General features: G+C 61.3%; 14 protein-coding genes. 5 read left to right on the top strand and 9 right to left on the bottom strand.

What is annotated here, in order from left to right; all coding sequences use genetic code 11:
* Window positions 1-462, bottom strand: a complete 462-nt coding sequence (locus tag ABLV52_RS06910) for a molybdopterin-dependent oxidoreductase (RefSeq protein ID WP_023290323.1) — start codon at window positions 460-462, stop codon at window positions 1-3.
* 341 nt (window positions 463-803) lie between these two features.
* Between ABLV52_RS06910 and shiA the strand changes: the two genes are divergently transcribed.
* Together shiA and ABLV52_RS06900 are read left to right on the top strand one after the other, a co-directional pair.
* Entirely contained in the window at window positions 804-2,123 is a 1,320-nt protein-coding gene (gene shiA, locus ABLV52_RS06905; RefSeq protein ID WP_023290324.1) for a shikimate transporter, read from the top strand.
* A gap of 46 nt (window positions 2,124-2,169) precedes the next feature.
* Window positions 2,170-2,910 carry a lipoate--protein ligase A gene (locus ABLV52_RS06900; protein ID WP_032453426.1) on the top strand — a complete coding sequence of 247 codons (741 nt, stop codon included), beginning with the start codon at window positions 2,170-2,172 and terminating at the stop codon, window positions 2,908-2,910.
* On the opposite strand, the gene ABLV52_RS06895 is transcribed toward ABLV52_RS06900, so the two are convergent.
* Window positions 2,870-3,826 carry a LysR family transcriptional regulator gene (locus ABLV52_RS06895; RefSeq protein ID WP_348890205.1) on the bottom strand — a complete coding sequence of 319 codons (957 nt, stop codon included), beginning with the start codon at window positions 3,824-3,826 and terminating at the stop codon, window positions 2,870-2,872. The two genes, ABLV52_RS06900 and ABLV52_RS06895, sit on opposite strands and share 41 nt — an antisense overlap.
* Before the next feature lie 116 nt (window positions 3,827-3,942).
* Between ABLV52_RS06895 and ABLV52_RS06890 the strand changes: the two genes are divergently transcribed.
* The gene (locus tag ABLV52_RS06890) at window positions 3,943-4,332 is read left to right on the top strand and encodes a tautomerase family protein (RefSeq protein ID WP_348890204.1); all 390 of its coding nucleotides are present in this window, start codon (window positions 3,943-3,945) and stop codon (window positions 4,330-4,332) included.
* A 21-nt stretch (window positions 4,333-4,353) separates the two neighbouring features.
* On the opposite strand, the gene ABLV52_RS06885 is transcribed toward ABLV52_RS06890, so the two are convergent.
* Entirely contained in the window at window positions 4,354-5,085 is a 732-nt protein-coding gene (locus ABLV52_RS06885; RefSeq protein WP_087786133.1) for an HPP family protein, read from the bottom strand.
* Window positions 5,086-5,284: 199 nt separating this feature from the next.
* On the opposite strand from ABLV52_RS06885, the gene ABLV52_RS06880 reads away from it, so the two are divergent.
* Entirely contained in the window at window positions 5,285-6,394 is a 1,110-nt protein-coding gene (locus tag ABLV52_RS06880) for an adenosylhomocysteinase (protein ID WP_048336050.1), read from the top strand.
* A gap of 44 nt (window positions 6,395-6,438) precedes the next feature.
* Here ABLV52_RS06880 and cobT read toward each other — a convergent pair whose 3' ends face one another.
* The 6 genes from cobT to dacD form a co-directional block, all read right to left on the bottom strand.
* Window positions 6,439-7,506 carry a nicotinate-nucleotide--dimethylbenzimidazole phosphoribosyltransferase gene (gene cobT / locus ABLV52_RS06875; protein WP_048336052.1) on the bottom strand — a complete coding sequence of 356 codons (1,068 nt, stop codon included), beginning with the start codon at window positions 7,504-7,506 and terminating at the stop codon, window positions 6,439-6,441.
* 27 nt (window positions 7,507-7,533) lie between these two features.
* Window positions 7,534-8,274 carry an adenosylcobinamide-GDP ribazoletransferase gene (cobS, locus tag ABLV52_RS06870; protein ID WP_023290330.1) on the bottom strand — a complete coding sequence of 247 codons (741 nt, stop codon included), beginning with the start codon at window positions 8,272-8,274 and terminating at the stop codon, window positions 7,534-7,536.
* A 311-nt stretch (window positions 8,275-8,585) separates the two neighbouring features.
* Window positions 8,586-8,909, bottom strand: a complete 324-nt coding sequence (locus tag ABLV52_RS06865) for a DUF496 family protein (RefSeq protein ID WP_002911883.1) — start codon at window positions 8,907-8,909, stop codon at window positions 8,586-8,588.
* A gap of 167 nt (window positions 8,910-9,076) precedes the next feature.
* Window positions 9,077-10,135: an FUSC family protein gene (locus ABLV52_RS06860; RefSeq protein WP_004203544.1), complete on the bottom strand. Its 1,059-nt coding sequence runs from the start codon at window positions 10,133-10,135 to the stop codon at window positions 9,077-9,079.
* Window positions 10,136-10,233: 98 nt separating this feature from the next.
* On the bottom strand, window positions 10,234-10,707 hold the full coding sequence (sbmC, locus tag ABLV52_RS06855) for a DNA gyrase inhibitor SbmC (protein ID WP_032453434.1): 474 nt from the start codon (window positions 10,705-10,707) through the stop codon (window positions 10,234-10,236).
* 185 nt (window positions 10,708-10,892) lie between these two features.
* Window positions 10,893-12,056 carry a serine-type D-Ala-D-Ala carboxypeptidase DacD gene (gene dacD, locus ABLV52_RS06850; protein WP_023290332.1) on the bottom strand — a complete coding sequence of 388 codons (1,164 nt, stop codon included), beginning with the start codon at window positions 12,054-12,056 and terminating at the stop codon, window positions 10,893-10,895.
* Window positions 12,057-12,236: 180 nt separating this feature from the next.
* Here dacD and sbcB point away from each other — a divergent pair, with 180 nt between their 5' ends.
* Window positions 12,237-13,661 (top strand): exodeoxyribonuclease I, encoded by a 1,425-nt coding sequence (gene sbcB / locus ABLV52_RS06845; protein WP_348890203.1) that lies wholly within the window; start codon window positions 12,237-12,239, stop codon window positions 13,659-13,661.
* The last annotated feature ends 307 nt before the right edge of the window (window positions 13,662-13,968 follow it).

Raw genomic sequence — 13,968 nt, 5'->3', positions numbered from 1 at the left:
TTACTCTATTATAATCTTAGAAACTTGCCAGGCCGATCGGGAATAATAGATCTGGTTCTGTAATTCAGCGCTGCTGTCGTAAGGGTAGACGATAAATAACGGGCCTTTATCCCGAACGCGCATATATTGGCCGTTCATTTTTAACGCCATAATGACCGGGAATTTATAAAAATCGTCCATCGGGATAATGGTGGTGTAGTCGTTGAGCGCCAGCACGCGGACGGATTGACCTTTAGCGCCGACTAAATCCATGAGTTTATTAAGGGGAATGCCGTCAAAACGGACCTTGCCGGTGTACCAGGGGGTGGTGGTTTCCACCGTCTTCATGCCCAACTTTTCCAGCATCGCGAGATCAAAAACCGCCTTGTCACCGACGTTCGTATTTCCGATTTTGCCGGAAATGGTCAGTACAGGTTTTCCTGTCGGCGCAGGCAGTTTTTCAGCATAAGCAGAAGGCAACATGACAGAACAAAATAAAACTGCAAGAAGTAGACGCATTTAACTCACCATTCCAGAGAAGGAGACATGTTAAGTGTAAACCATTTACGTCAATTCTTAAAAGGTGCTCCTCTTTGTTATCCGTTGATTTAATTAAAAGTATAAGCTTGCTGGCAAATTGCCAGAATGTTGAGTAAAGGGTGTGATTTCGCCCGCCTTTCCGGTCGCTTATTTTTGCACCAGCTCGCCGCTTAGCAGGCAAACTACTTTCCTCCACGGCCGCTGCGCGGTAGTCTCAGTGCAGACGCTACGCGAAAAGCGTCTCATTCCAATAACAACGAATTACGTGACTGACAGGACAGGGTATGGATTCAACAATAAGCGTGCAGCCCGGCGAGGCGCCGGATTCGCTGCATCGGGCCCGGCGGGCGGCATGGGGCAGCTTTGCCGGCGCCGTGGTCGACTGGTACGATTTTCTTCTCTATGGCATTACCGCCGCGCTGGTGTTCAACCGCGAATTTTTCCCGCAAATCAGCCCGGCGATGGGCACCCTTGCCGCGTTTGCCACCTTCGGCGTCGGGTTTCTTTTTCGCCCGCTGGGCGGGATTATCTTTGGCCACTTCGGCGACCGTCTCGGGCGCAAGCGGATGCTGATGATGACCGTCTGGATGATGGGTATCGCCACCGCCTGCATCGGCCTGCTCCCCTCATTCAGCCAGATCGGCTGGTGGGCGCCGGTGCTGCTGGTGTTCCTGCGGGCGGTTCAGGGCTTTGCCGTCGGCGGCGAATGGGGCGGCGCGGCGCTGCTCTCGGTGGAGAACGCGCCGAAGGGAAAAAAAGCCTTTTACAGCAGCGGGGTGCAGGTGGGCTACGGCGTCGGCCTGCTGCTCTCCACCGGGCTGGTATCGCTGATCAGCAGCCTGACCACCGACGAGCAGTTCCTCAGCTGGGGCTGGCGCTTACCCTTCCTGTTCAGCGTGGCGCTGGTCCTGATTGCGCTGTGGATCCGTAACGGTATGGCCGAATCGCAGGAGTTTGAAGCCCAGCAGAGCCAGGCCAACGCGCCGCAGGTGAAAAAGCGACTGCCGGTGGTGGAAGCGCTGCTTCGCCATCCCGGGGCGTTTTTACTGATTATTGCCCTGCGGTTGTGCGAACTGCTGACCATGTACATCGTCACCGCCTTCGCCCTCAACTACTCGACGCAAAACCTCGGCCTGCCGCGCGAGCTGTTCCTCAACATCGGCCTGCTGGTGGGCGGCCTCAGCTGTCTGACTATCCCCTGCTTCGCCTGGCTGGCAGACCGCTTTGGCCGCCGGCGGATCTATATTACCGGGGCGCTGATCGGCACGCTGAGCGGTTTTCCGTTCTTTATGGCGCTGGAGAGTCAGTCCGTTTTCTGGATCCTGTTCTTCGCCCTGATGCTGGCCAATATCGCCCATGATATGGTGGTCTGCGTCCAGCAGCCGATGTTTACCGAGCTGTTCGGCGCCAGCTATCGCTACAGCGGCGCCGGCGTCGGCTACCAGGTGGCGAGCGTGGTCGGCGGCGGCTTTACGCCCTTTATCGCCGCGGCGCTGGTCACCTTCTCCGGGGGCTCCTGGCACAGCGTGGCCCTCTATCTGACCGCGGGATGCCTGCTGTCAGCGCTCACCGCGCTGTTGATGAAAAAGCATACCGTCGACTGACCAGCCTTCGGAGGGCGCGACCCGCGCCCTCCGGTAAGGAGAACGCATGTCTCTGTTGCCCCTGGCCGACTGCTGGCCACGCCGCTTTACCCCCGCCTCGCTGGCGCTGCAGTTTTGCGAGGACCCCACCCAGGCGGAACAACCGCTGTTTGCCAAAGCCGGCGCCGGCGAGGCCGTCGCCCAGCTCTGGCAGGCGCCGCAGGGATTCGTGGTGCCGGGGAGCTATCGTCAGTTTGCGGACCTGCCGGCGGTCAGTGCGCGTTTTGCCGCGCGGGGCTGGCCGGTATGGCTCCGCCGCTCCGGGGGCGGTCTGGTGCCCCAGGGGCCGGGGATTATCAACCTCAGCCTCGCCTGGCCGGTGCAGCAGCCGCTCGGCGAGGCCGCCGAACCCATCTATCACTCGCTGTGCGCTGTGCTGCAGCGCACCCTCGCGCGCTTCGGCGTTGCCAGCCACGCCCGGGCGGTGAGCGGTTCCTTTTGCGATGGCCGGTATAACCTCGCCTGCGGAGAGGGAGAGGAGGCGCGCAAGATTGTCGGTACCGCCCAGTACTGGCGGCCGCAGACGGCGAGCGGCGGCCATGTGGTGCTGGCCCATGCGGTGATCCTTATTGACGCCGACCTTAGCGCGGCGCATCAGGCGGCGAACGCCTTCGAAGCGCAGCTCGGCAGCGGGCGGGTCTACCGCGCCGACAAAACCGTCACCCTGGCGCAGTTGCTTCCCGGCGAGCGCCATCTGCTCCCCCGCTTCAGCGAGGCGCTGGCCCGGGAGCTGGACGCGGCTCGCTGAAGGTCGCTTTCAGGTAGCGGCTAAAGGTCTCCACCGCGCGCGACACCCGCGGAGTATAGGGCCGGATGACGTACAGCCGATCGGCGAACACCTCCACCGGCTGCCACGCCGGCAGCAGCTCCTGCACCAGCCCGCGGCCGATAGCCTCCCGGGCGCTAAAATCCGGCAGCAGCGCCACCCCCAACCCCGCCAGCACCGCATCGCGCAGCGACTCGCTGTTGTTGGTGGCGAACGGCCCCTGCACGTTGATGGTCACCCGCTCATCGGGCGTCTGGCGGGAGGCGAACGTCCACTGCGGGCGCTGGGGCCCACGGGGATAGGTCAGGCACTGGTGTTGACGCAGATCGTCGGGCGTCTCCGGGCGGCCATGGCGGCGAATATATTCGGCGGATGCGACGATCAGCGTGGCCGTGTGGCACAGCGGCCAGGCGACGTGGGTGTCCGGGAGCGCCTCGCGCCGACAGTGGCGGATGGCGAGGTCGAACCCTTCGCTGCCGAGAGAGACCAGCCGGTCGGTCACCTCCAGCTGCAGATGCAGCTGGGGATGTTGATGTAAAAAGGGCGCGATCGCCGGCACCAGCTGCTGACGGGAAAAGGCCACCGGCGCGGTCAGGCGCAACGTCCCCCGCAGCGGTCCGCCCTCATCGCAGGCGCCGGTGAAAATATCCCGCAGCTGGCCAAACGGTTCACTGAGCTCCGCCACCAGCCGCAGCCCGTCGTCGCTGAGGCTGACGCTGCGAGTGGTGCGATGGACCAGCGTTTTACCGGTCACCCGCTCCAGCTCGCTGATTTTCTGGCTGATGGCCGACTTGCTGATCCCCAGCTTTTCCGCGGCCCGGGTATAGCTTTTCTGCTCTTCCAGCACCGTCAGCCAGTAGAGATGGGCCCAGTAACTCTCCGGACGACTCTCGCTCATATTGATTGTTCACCAGTAAAAACAATGTATTCAACTATAGCGGTTTTTGCCCGCGACGGCATCGGCTAGCATCCATATCAGACAGCGATTATTCCCTAACGATAAGGACCACCTGCATGCCATTACTGACATTTGACCTGATTGAAGGCCGTACGGAACAGGAGATCAGAACCCTGCTGGATGCCGCTCATCGCGCCGTGCTGCGCGCCTTCGGAGTACCGGAACGCGACCGCTACCAGATTGTTCACGAAAACAAAGCCCATCATATGGTGATTGAAGACACCGGCCTCGGACTGACCCGCACGCGGGATCAGGTGGTGGTGCGGGTCTATACCAGCCCGCGCAGCGACGCGCAGAAGCAGCGTTTCTTCGCCATTCTGCAGGAGGAGCTGGCGGAACACTGCGGCCTGAGCGGGGATGATGTGATGGTGTCGATTATCAGCAACCAGAAAGGCGACTGGAGTTTTGGCCGCGGGGTCGCGCAGTATCTTACCGGCGATCTCTAACCCGCGGCCGGGAGGGCGCTGTCAGCGGCGGCCAGCCGCCGCGATGCGCTGGCGCGCCTGCTGTTCGATATTTTCCAGCAGTTCCTGGACATCGTCTTCGTCAATGTCGAGGAACTGGCCTTCCAGCAGGGCGGCGTGAATATCCTCCCGGGTAACCGAAATGCCCAGCGGCACCGCACGGGATTTGACCTCCTCCGCCGCCAGCGGATGGGGGTAGCGGCGGCCAACCAGATTGTTAAACACGATGGCCAGCAGCGCCAACATCAGCGAGTTGAGCAGCACCGGCGTCAGCACAAAGTGATAGCCTTCGCTGTGCACCCCGGCGCCGCCGAGGATCGCCGTCAGGGCCACCGCGCCGCCGGGAGGATGCAGGCAGCGCAGAAAATACATCCCGGCGATGGCCAGCGCCGCCGCCAGCCCGCAGGCCAGCGCCGGGTCGGGCACCAGCATACCCACCGTGACGCCGATCAGCGCCGACAGCACATTGCCGCCGACAATCGACCACGGCTGCGCCAGCGGACTGCTCGGCACGCCAAACAGGAGTACCGCCGATGCGCCCATGGGGGCAATAAACCACAGGTTGACTTCGCCGAGCAGCCAGTGGCTGAACATGCTGGTCACCGCCAGCCCGGTACCGGCGCCGATAGAGCCCAGCACAATATGCCGACGAGCCACCGGCAGCGCGTGCGGCTTCAGCCGCCCAAAGAAAATCCGCAGCCGTGAAAACAGGCCCGCGGGAATAACACTTAACATCGCTTTATCGCTCAGATCATAGGAGTTACTTATATTTTATTTTCTTTTTTTAACCTTACATTAACAACCCTGTATTTAGCAGGGGATCGCGCGGGCGGCGATTTCCGGGCGGCACAGGGCTGTGAATTCTCGCCCGGGCTGATAGAATCCCTTTTCTGTCAGGGGGATACCCCTTTTGCGAACTGAAGGTCATAACCCAGTGAATAATAAAATCTCTTTAGCGAAAGAAGTGGCATGGGCCAGCCAGAATATGCCGCGTACCCTGCGTCAGGTCGCCGCCCTGCCCGACCTCAGCGGCGTCCGCCTTGCCTGCTGTATGCACCTCGACATGAAAATGATCCCGCTGGTGCAGGGGATCCTCGACAAGGGCGCTCAGGTCTTTTTAACCACCTGTAACCCCACCACCGTGCAGGACGACGTGGTGGCCTGGCTGGTGGAGCGCGGCGCCGAGGCCTGCGCCTGGCGCAATATGAGCGATGCCGACTGGCAACAGTCGTGGGAAAAAGCGATCGCCTGGCAGCCCACTCACCTGTGCGAAATGGGAGCCGATATCACCACCCTCCTCCATCAGCGCGGCGAGTTCGGCAACATCATGGCGGGTCTGGAAGCCACCGGCTCCGGCGTCAATCGGCTGGGGGATATTCAGCCCGGCTATCCGATCTTTAACTGGGACGATCTGCCGGTCAAAGAGGGGCTGCATAACCGCCATATGGTCGGACTCACCGCCTGGCACACCTTCTTCCAGACCACTCATCTCACCCTGCATGAGAAAAAAGTGCTGGTGATCGGCTACGGCCTGGTTGGCCAGGGCGTCGCGGCGGCGGCAAAAGCCTTTGGCGGCCAGGTGATGGTGGCGGAGATCGATCCTGCCCGTCGCCTGCAGGCGGCCTATGACGGCTGGCACGTGGTCGATCTGCAGGAGGCTATCGCCTCGGCGGACGTGGTAGCCACCGCGACAGGCGGTAAAAACGTGGTTAATCGCCAGGCGCTGGACCGGGCGAAAGCGGGCGTGTTTATCCTTAACGTCGGCCACGTGGCGGAAGAGATCGACGGCGAGTACCTGCGCCAGTACCCTCAGGAAGAGGTGATGCCGTATATCAACGCCTACCGCATGGCTGACAAAACCGTCTACCTGATGGCCAATGGCTCGATGCTCAACCTGACCGCCGGCTTCGGCGACAGCCTTAACGCCTTTGACGTCACCCTGGCGGTGATGGCCAGCGGTATCGGCCATATTGTCAGCGACGGTATGCGCGCCCCGGCGCAGGTTTACCTGCTGCCGCAGGCGGTCTGGCAGCAGGCGCTGTAAACCCGGCGCACCGTCCCCCATCCTCGAGACGATGCGCTTTATCATCAGGACGCTGGCGCGCTATCGGGCAGCACAATGTTGCTCTGCGCCAGGGTCCCCATCTGGTGGTACATCGCGCTGGCGGCATCCAGCAGGTGCATGGCCAGCGCGGCGCCGCTGCCCTCCCCCAGGCGCATGTCCATATCGAGATACGGGCGCAGACCCAGCGCGTCGAGGGCGATCCGCGCCCCTTTCTCCGCCGACAGGTGCGAAGGGATAAGATACGGGTGCGCCGCCGGGGCCATGCGGCAGGCCGCCAGAGCCGAAGCGTAGGAGAGGAAGCCATCCAGCACCACCGGCAGGCCGCAGGAGGCCGCCCCGAGGATCACCCCGGTCATACCCACCAGATCAAAACCGCCCACCTTCGCCAGCACGTCCAGCCCGTCCGCCGGGTTCGGCTGGTTATGAGCGATCGCCTGGCGCACCACCGCCACCTTATGGCCCCGCTGCGCCAGCGGCAGATTGGCCCCGCAGCCCACCACCGCGTCAGGGTCGCTGCCGGTCAGGACGCTGATCGTCGCAGCGGCCGGGGTGGTATTGGCCATCCCCAGCTCCCCCACGCCAAAGACGTTCACCCCGTCGGCGGCGAGCTGGCGGGTGAAACGCATGCTGGCCAGCAGCACCGTCTCCGCCTGCTGACGGCTCATCGCCGCCGTCCGGGCGATATTCCCGCTACCGCGGGCCACCTTGAGGTTGATCAGGCCCGGCAGCGGCTCGGCGTCGATGCCGACATCCACCACCTCCACTCTCACGCCAGCCTGCGCCGCCAGCACGCAGACGCCGGTGTTGCCCCGCACCATATTGCCGGCATGAATGGCCGTCACCGCCTGCGGGGAAGGGGTCACGCCTTCATGCCAGACGCCGTGGTCGGCGCACATGACCACGATGGCTTTTTCAGTCAGCGCCAGCTGCCCCTGCAGCCCCGGCAGACCGGCCAGCTGTACCGCCAGGCTCTCCAGACGGCCAAGGCTGCCGGGCGGCTTTAACAGGCCATCAATATGCTGCTGCGCGCGCGCCATGCCCGTCACATCGGGCTGCGGAATGGCAGCCAGTAACGCCGAAAGTGTTTCCATTCTGTTCCTCACCGTTGATGCCAGGCCTTACAGTAGCGCCAGTAAAAAGAGTAATTCACCCAGCTCGATCGCCGCTCCGAGGGTATCCCCGGTCTGCCCGCCGAGGGTTCGCTTCAGCGCCCACCCCAGACCCCAGATCAGCACCAGGGCGATAAGCGCGGCGCGCAGCCCCTGCAGCCCCAGCAGGGCGGTGGCCAGCGCGATCGCCAGCGCCATCGTCACCAGCGTCTGCTGCAGGCTAATTTTGCCAATAAACAGATTGCCCAGCCCTTTTTCCCGCGCATAGCGATGGCGATACATCAGCAGCACCGCCATTCCGCGACCGACGGCGCAGGCCGCCGCCAGCGCCGCGATGGGGTTGACATCGCGCAGCAGCAGTTCGCCGACCACCAGCACCTTCGCCACCAGCACAAAAATCAGCGCCAGCCCGCCGTGGGTACCCAGCCGGCTGTCGCGCATGATCTCCAGCATTCGATCGCGGGTGCGGGCGGAGAAGATGCCGTCGCAGGTATCGGCCAGCCCGTCAAGGTGAAATCCGCCGGTGAGCAGCGCCAGCGCCAGCGCGCCGAACAGCGCCGCCAGCGGGACGCCGCACCACGGCTGCAGGAGGTACACCACCGCGCCGGCGATGGCGCCGAGCAATAAACCGACCAGCGGGAAGGTGACGATACTGCGCTGGTACTGTTCGATCTCCAGGCCCTGAGATAACCGCGCCGGGACCGGCAGACGGCTGATAAACGAGAGTGCGGCAAAGAATGACTTAATCACGTGGGGTTGACTCCTGTCGGCGAAAGCAGCGGAAGAGATTCTGTCGCGCCCGGTCAGCACCTGAGTTTGTCTTCTGGCGAATCGATCGTCGGAGAGGTGAGAGGTGTTGAGATATCGCCCTGACGCCGCTGCGTCAGATGCCCGGCCAGGATGAGAGAAACCTTTCCGATATCAATACGTTTTCGCGGGGCAGTATAGCAAAGAGTCGGTGCAGAGAGGCAGTTGCCGGGACAAAGTTTTCGCAGAAAAAGAGACGGGAGGTGGTAGTGCAGAACAGCCCGGCGACGCTGACCGCCGCCGGACAGCTGGGATTAGCCTTCGACTTTGGCTTCACCCATCACTTTCAGTTTTTTAGAGATGTCGCGGCGCTCTTTGGACAGCTCGGCATTCTTGATGATGTAGTCATCAACGCGGTCTTCGTAATCGCTCTTCATGCTGGCGATGATGCCCTGGATGGCTTCCACGCTCATGCCCGGTTTGATGTAGTCGCTGAGGTTGTCCAGCAGCAGAACGCGCTTCTGGTTATCACGGATCTTTTTCTCAACGTCCTGAATTTCACGCTGCAGTTTGTTCTTACGACGGTACAGACGAACAAACTCCAGTACGTCCTGGAAAGAAGGCTTAGTTGTTTCCATTTTTACACCCCTAATAATTGAGATTCGGATTCGTAAAGCGACTGCGTTATAGGGCTAACATAACTGCTAGCAGTCGCTGATGACAATGTTTTTTCCTTTGCGTTTATCATAACCCTAAACGCTGCTGAATCGAAACAACCCGTGCAGTTACCCGGTGCATCTGGTGCTTATTTGCGCAACGCGCGGCAGATCAGATGCGACAGCAGCTCCAGCTGGCGCGCCAGTTCAATAGAGAGCCAAACATAGCCATGGATCGGGGTTTCCGCCAGGCTATCGTCCCCCTGCTCTTTCATCAGCTGGCGCAGTTCGAGGACGATTTCATTCAGCTTTTCATTATTGGCGCGCACAGGCTGAGGGTTCCCTTCGTACAGCGCGTGGGCGATGGCCAACAGCGTCTGCTGGGTCATCTGCTGCGTCTCCCGCAGGGTGTGCGCATTGAGCATGACGAAGTGGCCCGGACGGGTTGCCCACCAGGCGTTGATCTGCAGCTCCAGCATGCACACGAGGTTGCGGCTGACGGTCTGGATAGCCTCGAAGATCGCCTTCTGGATGTGCGTCTCTTTGCTGGCGGGGGTGATCAGCCCGCGCATTTTGACGACGTCGTTGAGCGCCTGTTGGAGATGCTTTTCCAGCCGCGGCCGATCCACCAGATTTGGCGAGAAGCCGGCCTGGTAGAGGCGGTTGAAGTTGGTGACATAGCTGGCCATCTGGATGCGCCAGTGGATAAACGCCCGCTGCGGCCAGATACCGGTAAACAGCATCGCCAGCAGCGAGCCGAAGATCACGTCGCCGCTTCGCCACAGGGCGGTATGCATATCGCCCGGCGGCGCCCCGACCACCACCGACAGGGTGATGCCGATCAGCAGCGCCTGATAGGGTTTCTTGCCCAGCGCCAGCCAGCCGCAGAGGAACATCGCCGCCGCGCACCAGAGGACCATCAGCGGCAGGGAGATAAGCTCAAGCTTCAGCGCCACCAGCCCCAGCGCCGAGCCGAGGATCGTGCCGCCGATGCGCTGAAACGCCCGCGGCACGACGTTGCCCCAGAAGGAGATCGGCCCCATCACCACCACCAGGGTGATGAGAGGCCAGGTCCCCTCAGGCACGTTCAGCAGCCGCACCAGCAAAAAGGTGAGCACAAAGGCCAGCGCAATCCGCACACCATGCACCACCCGATAATGGCGATACAAGCGGATCTCAAATGGCTTGAGTGATTTATCAGCGCGCACAACCCTCTCCGGCAAAACGAAAAGGCCAATTGTAACTGCTTTTTCGCCCGGAGCGTGCCGGGAATGTAAAAATCCTTGTCAGGAACAGGGGTAAATCGCTACGACGCGACGCGGGCGACGGGAACATACATGTCGATTTCCCAGTAGCCGTCGTGGTTGCCGTCGTTAAGATAGACCTCAAAGCAGGGCTGGGGGGCGATGCGATACGCCGTGCTCTGCAGCAGGCTGTCGAAAAACTGCCTCCACGGGGTGGCGAAGTCGTGATCCACCACCCGCGCGCGGGCGCAGGCGTAATCCCCGCCGGCAATCGCCGTTATGATCACCCCTTCGCTGTTGGCGGGAATGACGTAATCCTCGTCAACGGCGACCACGGTGGCGCAGCGCAGTTTTTCCGCCGGCACGTCCTCCGGGTTATCGTAGTAGACGGCAAGCCACTCGCGGGCGGGCACCTGCCGGCCCTCAACCCACATCATCAGTTGCTCAAACCCCTGCCTGACGGTTTGATCCCAGGGCCCGACCAGATGGAAACCGGCAATGGTTTTCTTGCCGAGGGGGGTGACGCTGTAGTTCATCTTGCCTCCTTTGGAGATAAATGACTGTATGAATATACAGTTAATTTAACAGGAGATCCCCCCTCAGTATGTGCGCGAATTCACAGAGTCGCCATTGCGGCTGATGAAAAAAACGGCGATGTTGTCACCGCGTCTGCCGGGCGGCAGGCGAAAAAAAACCGCCTGCAAAGAGGCGGTTGGCGTGGTTACAGCTCGTGGTGCAGGTAATCGCTCATTCGCGAGAACACCCCGCCTTTATTAATGCTTTCGAGGGTGACCAGCGGATAGTGGCCCACGACCTTGTCGCCGTCATACAGCGAAATCTCGCCGACCCGCTGGTTGGCGGCGATCGGCGCCTCCAGATCCTTTTTATCCAGCACGTATTTCGCCTTAATCCGCGACACTTCCGCCTTCGGCAGCGCTAACCAGAAATCCTGATCGGTGCCGAGCTTAATCTGCTCTTTATCGCCGTACCAGATGCGCTCGCTGCCGACCTTCTGCCCCTTCTGCAGCACCTGCACGGTGTCGAAGTTCTGCTGCCCCCAGTGCAGCAGTTTCGCGGCCTGCTGCTCGCGGCCTTTCGGGCTGTCGGCCCCCATCACCACGGCGATCAGCCGACGCTGGCCATCCACCGCCGAGGCGATCAGGTTGAACCCGGCGCCCGACGTGTGGCCGGTTTTCAGGCCATCGACGTTCAGGGTTTTATCCCACAGCAGACCGTTACGGTTTTGCTGGGTAATGCCGTTCCACGTCAGGCTTTTCTGGCTGTACATGTGGTAGACGTCAGGCTCGCCATGGATAATCGCCCGCGACAGCACCGCCAGGTCATAGGCCGAACTGTGCTGGCCCGGGGCATCGAGGCCGTGGACGGTTTCGAAATGGGTATCCTGCAGATGCAGTTTTTCGACATACTGATTCATCAGGGCGACAAACTGCGGCTGACCGCCGGCGACATAGTCGGCCAGCGCGACGCAGGCGTCGTTGCCGGAGTCGACAATCAGCCCACGGCTGAGGTCGCGGACGCTGACGCGATCCCCTGGCTTTAAGAACATCAGGGATGACCCGTCGAACACCGGGTTGCCCTTCGCCCAGGCGTCTTTCCCCACGGTGACGATATCGTCAAAGGTGATACGATGGCTGTCGATGGCGCGATCGACCACGTAGCCGGTCATCAGTTTGGTCAGGCTGGCAGGATTGCGCTGCTGATGTTCGTTACCCGCGGTCAGTACCTGACCGGTGGTGTAATCCATCAGCACCCAGGAGCCAGCCTGAATGGAAGGCGGCGCGACCGTAGCAGGTAAGTCGACGGCAAATGCGCAGGAAACGCTCGAAGCGAGCAAAGATACAGCAATAAACAAACGGCCTTTCAACGGCATATCCTCTAGATTTACAGATCCGCCGTCCTTTTTACGGAACTTCGCGTTTCATATCAGGGTTTAATTGCAAGAAAATATGACACGGCGGAGGATGTTGCTTGCCGTTACCCTTCTGATGACCGGGCAAATCGTTTACCATACCGGTCGCACGCCACCACGGATAATGAACAGACTATGCAAGACAGCGTCAACCAGCCCGGATTTTTATTCCACGATTATGAAACCTTCGGCACCAGCCCTTCCCTTGACCGGCCGGCGCAGTTCGCCGCCATCCGCACCGACGCGGAGCTGAACGTGCTGGGCGAGCCCGAGGTGTTTTACTGCAAGCCCGCTGACGACTACCTGCCGCAGCCGCAGGCGGTAATGATCACCGGGATCACCCCGCAGGAAGCGCTGGCCAAAGGGGATAACGAGGCCGCGTTTGCCCGCCGCATCCACGATCTGTTCACGGTGCCGCAAACCTGCATCGTCGGCTATAACAACGTGCGCTTTGATGACGAAGTGACGCGGAATATCTTCTATCGCAACTTCTATGACCCTTATGCCTGGAGCTGGCAGCACGATAACTCGCGCTGGGATCTGCTCGACGTGATGCGCGCCTGCTATGCCCTGCGTCCGGAAGGGATCGCCTGGCCGGAAAATGACGAGGGTCTGCCGAGCTTCCGTCTTGAACATCTGACCGTCGCCAACGGTATTGAACACCAGAACGCCCATGACGCGATGGCCGACGTGTACGCCACCATCGCCATGGCGAAGCTGGTGAAAACCCGGCAGCCGCGGCTGTTTGACTATCTCTACAGCCACCGCAATAAGCGCAAGCTGGCGACACTCATCGACGTGCCGCAGATGAAGCCGCTGGTGCATGTCTCCGGCATGTTCGGCGCCGCGCGCGGCAACACCAGCCTGGTGGCGCCCCTGGCCTGGCATCCGGAAAACCGCAATGCGGTGATTATGGTCGATCTGGCGGGGGATATAGCGCCGCTGCTGGAGCTGGATGCGGACGCCCTGCGCGAGCGGCTTTACACCCCGCGCGCCGAGCTTGGCGATCTGCCGGCGGCGCCGATCAAGCTGGTGCATCTCAATAAATGTCCGGTGCTGGCTCAGGCCAATACCCTGCGCCCGCAGGATGCCGACCGGCTGGGGATCTCCATTCAGCGCTGTCTGGAGAATGCCCAGCTGCTGCGGGCGAATCCGCAGGTGCGGGAGAAAGTGGTGGCGGTGTATGCCGAAGCCGAGCCGTTCGTGCCATCCGAAAACGTCGACGCCCAGCTTTACAATGGGTTCTTTAGCGATGCCGACCGCGCGGCGATGAAAATCGTGCTGGAAACGGAACCGCGCAATCTGCCGGCGCTGGATATCACCTTCGCCGACAAGCGCATCGAACGCCTGCTGTTTAACTACCGGGCGCGCAACTTTCCCGGCACGCTCGATGAAGCCGAGCAGCAGCGCTGGTTAGAGCACCGTCGTCAGGTATTTACGCCTGAGTTTTTGCAGGCCTATGCCGATGAACTGCAGATGCTGTATCAGCAGTATGCGGATGATAAAGAGAAGCTGGCGCAGCTGAAGGCGCTGTGGCAGTACGCGCAGGATATTGTCTGATTGGCTGAAATTCCCGGGTTGCGGCTAACGCCTTACCCGGGCTACAAACGATGACCGGGGAGGACACCTGACCGTAGGCCTGCGCAAGCGCAGCGCCGCCGGGCATTGCATCCCCGGTTCGTGCTTACCTTTTTGCCCGGTGGCGGCTTCGCCTTACCGGGCCTGGGCGCTGGTACCAGAGTATCCCGGGTAAGGCGAAGCCGCTACCCGGGATACAAACGATGACCGGGGAGGACACCTGACCGTAGGCCCGCGCAAGCGCAGCGCCGCCGGGCATTGCATCCCCGGTTCGTGCTTACCTTTTTGC

It is taken from the genome of Klebsiella sp. GB_Kp056 (assembly GCF_040064755.1).
Lineage (GTDB): Bacteria > Pseudomonadota > Gammaproteobacteria > Enterobacterales > Enterobacteriaceae > Klebsiella > Klebsiella quasipneumoniae.
Note: the sequence above shows the minus strand (reverse complement) of the source record. Positions and strands in the feature narration are given on the sequence as shown.

Bases quoted from the DNA above. Each gene is read 5' to 3' on its own strand.
- shiA (WP_023290324.1), top strand. From the start codon at position 804: ATGGATTCAACAATAAGCGTGCAGCCCGGCGAGGCGCCGGATTCGCTG.
- sbmC (WP_032453434.1), bottom strand. From the start codon at position 10,707: ATGAACTACAGCGTCACCCCCCTCGGCAAGAAAACCATTGCCGGTTTC.
- sbcB (WP_348890203.1), top strand. From the start codon at position 12,237: ATGCAAGACAGCGTCAACCAGCCCGGATTTTTATTCCACGATTATGAA.
- ABLV52_RS06885 (WP_087786133.1), bottom strand. From the start codon at position 5,085: ATGTTAAGTGTTATTCCCGCGGGCCTGTTTTCACGGCTGCGGATTTTC.
- ABLV52_RS06910 (WP_023290323.1), bottom strand. From the start codon at position 462: ATGTTGCCTTCTGCTTATGCTGAAAAACTGCCTGCGCCGACAGGAAAA.
- ABLV52_RS06895 (WP_348890205.1), bottom strand. From the start codon at position 3,826: ATGAGCGAGAGTCGTCCGGAGAGTTACTGGGCCCATCTCTACTGGCTG.
- cobT (WP_048336052.1), bottom strand. From the start codon at position 7,506: ATGGAAACACTTTCGGCGTTACTGGCTGCCATTCCGCAGCCCGATGTG.
- ABLV52_RS06890 (WP_348890204.1), top strand. From the start codon at position 3,943: ATGCCATTACTGACATTTGACCTGATTGAAGGCCGTACGGAACAGGAG.
- ABLV52_RS06900 (WP_032453426.1), top strand. From the start codon at position 2,170: ATGTCTCTGTTGCCCCTGGCCGACTGCTGGCCACGCCGCTTTACCCCC.
- ABLV52_RS06865 (WP_002911883.1), bottom strand. From the start codon at position 8,909: ATGGAAACAACTAAGCCTTCTTTCCAGGACGTACTGGAGTTTGTTCGT.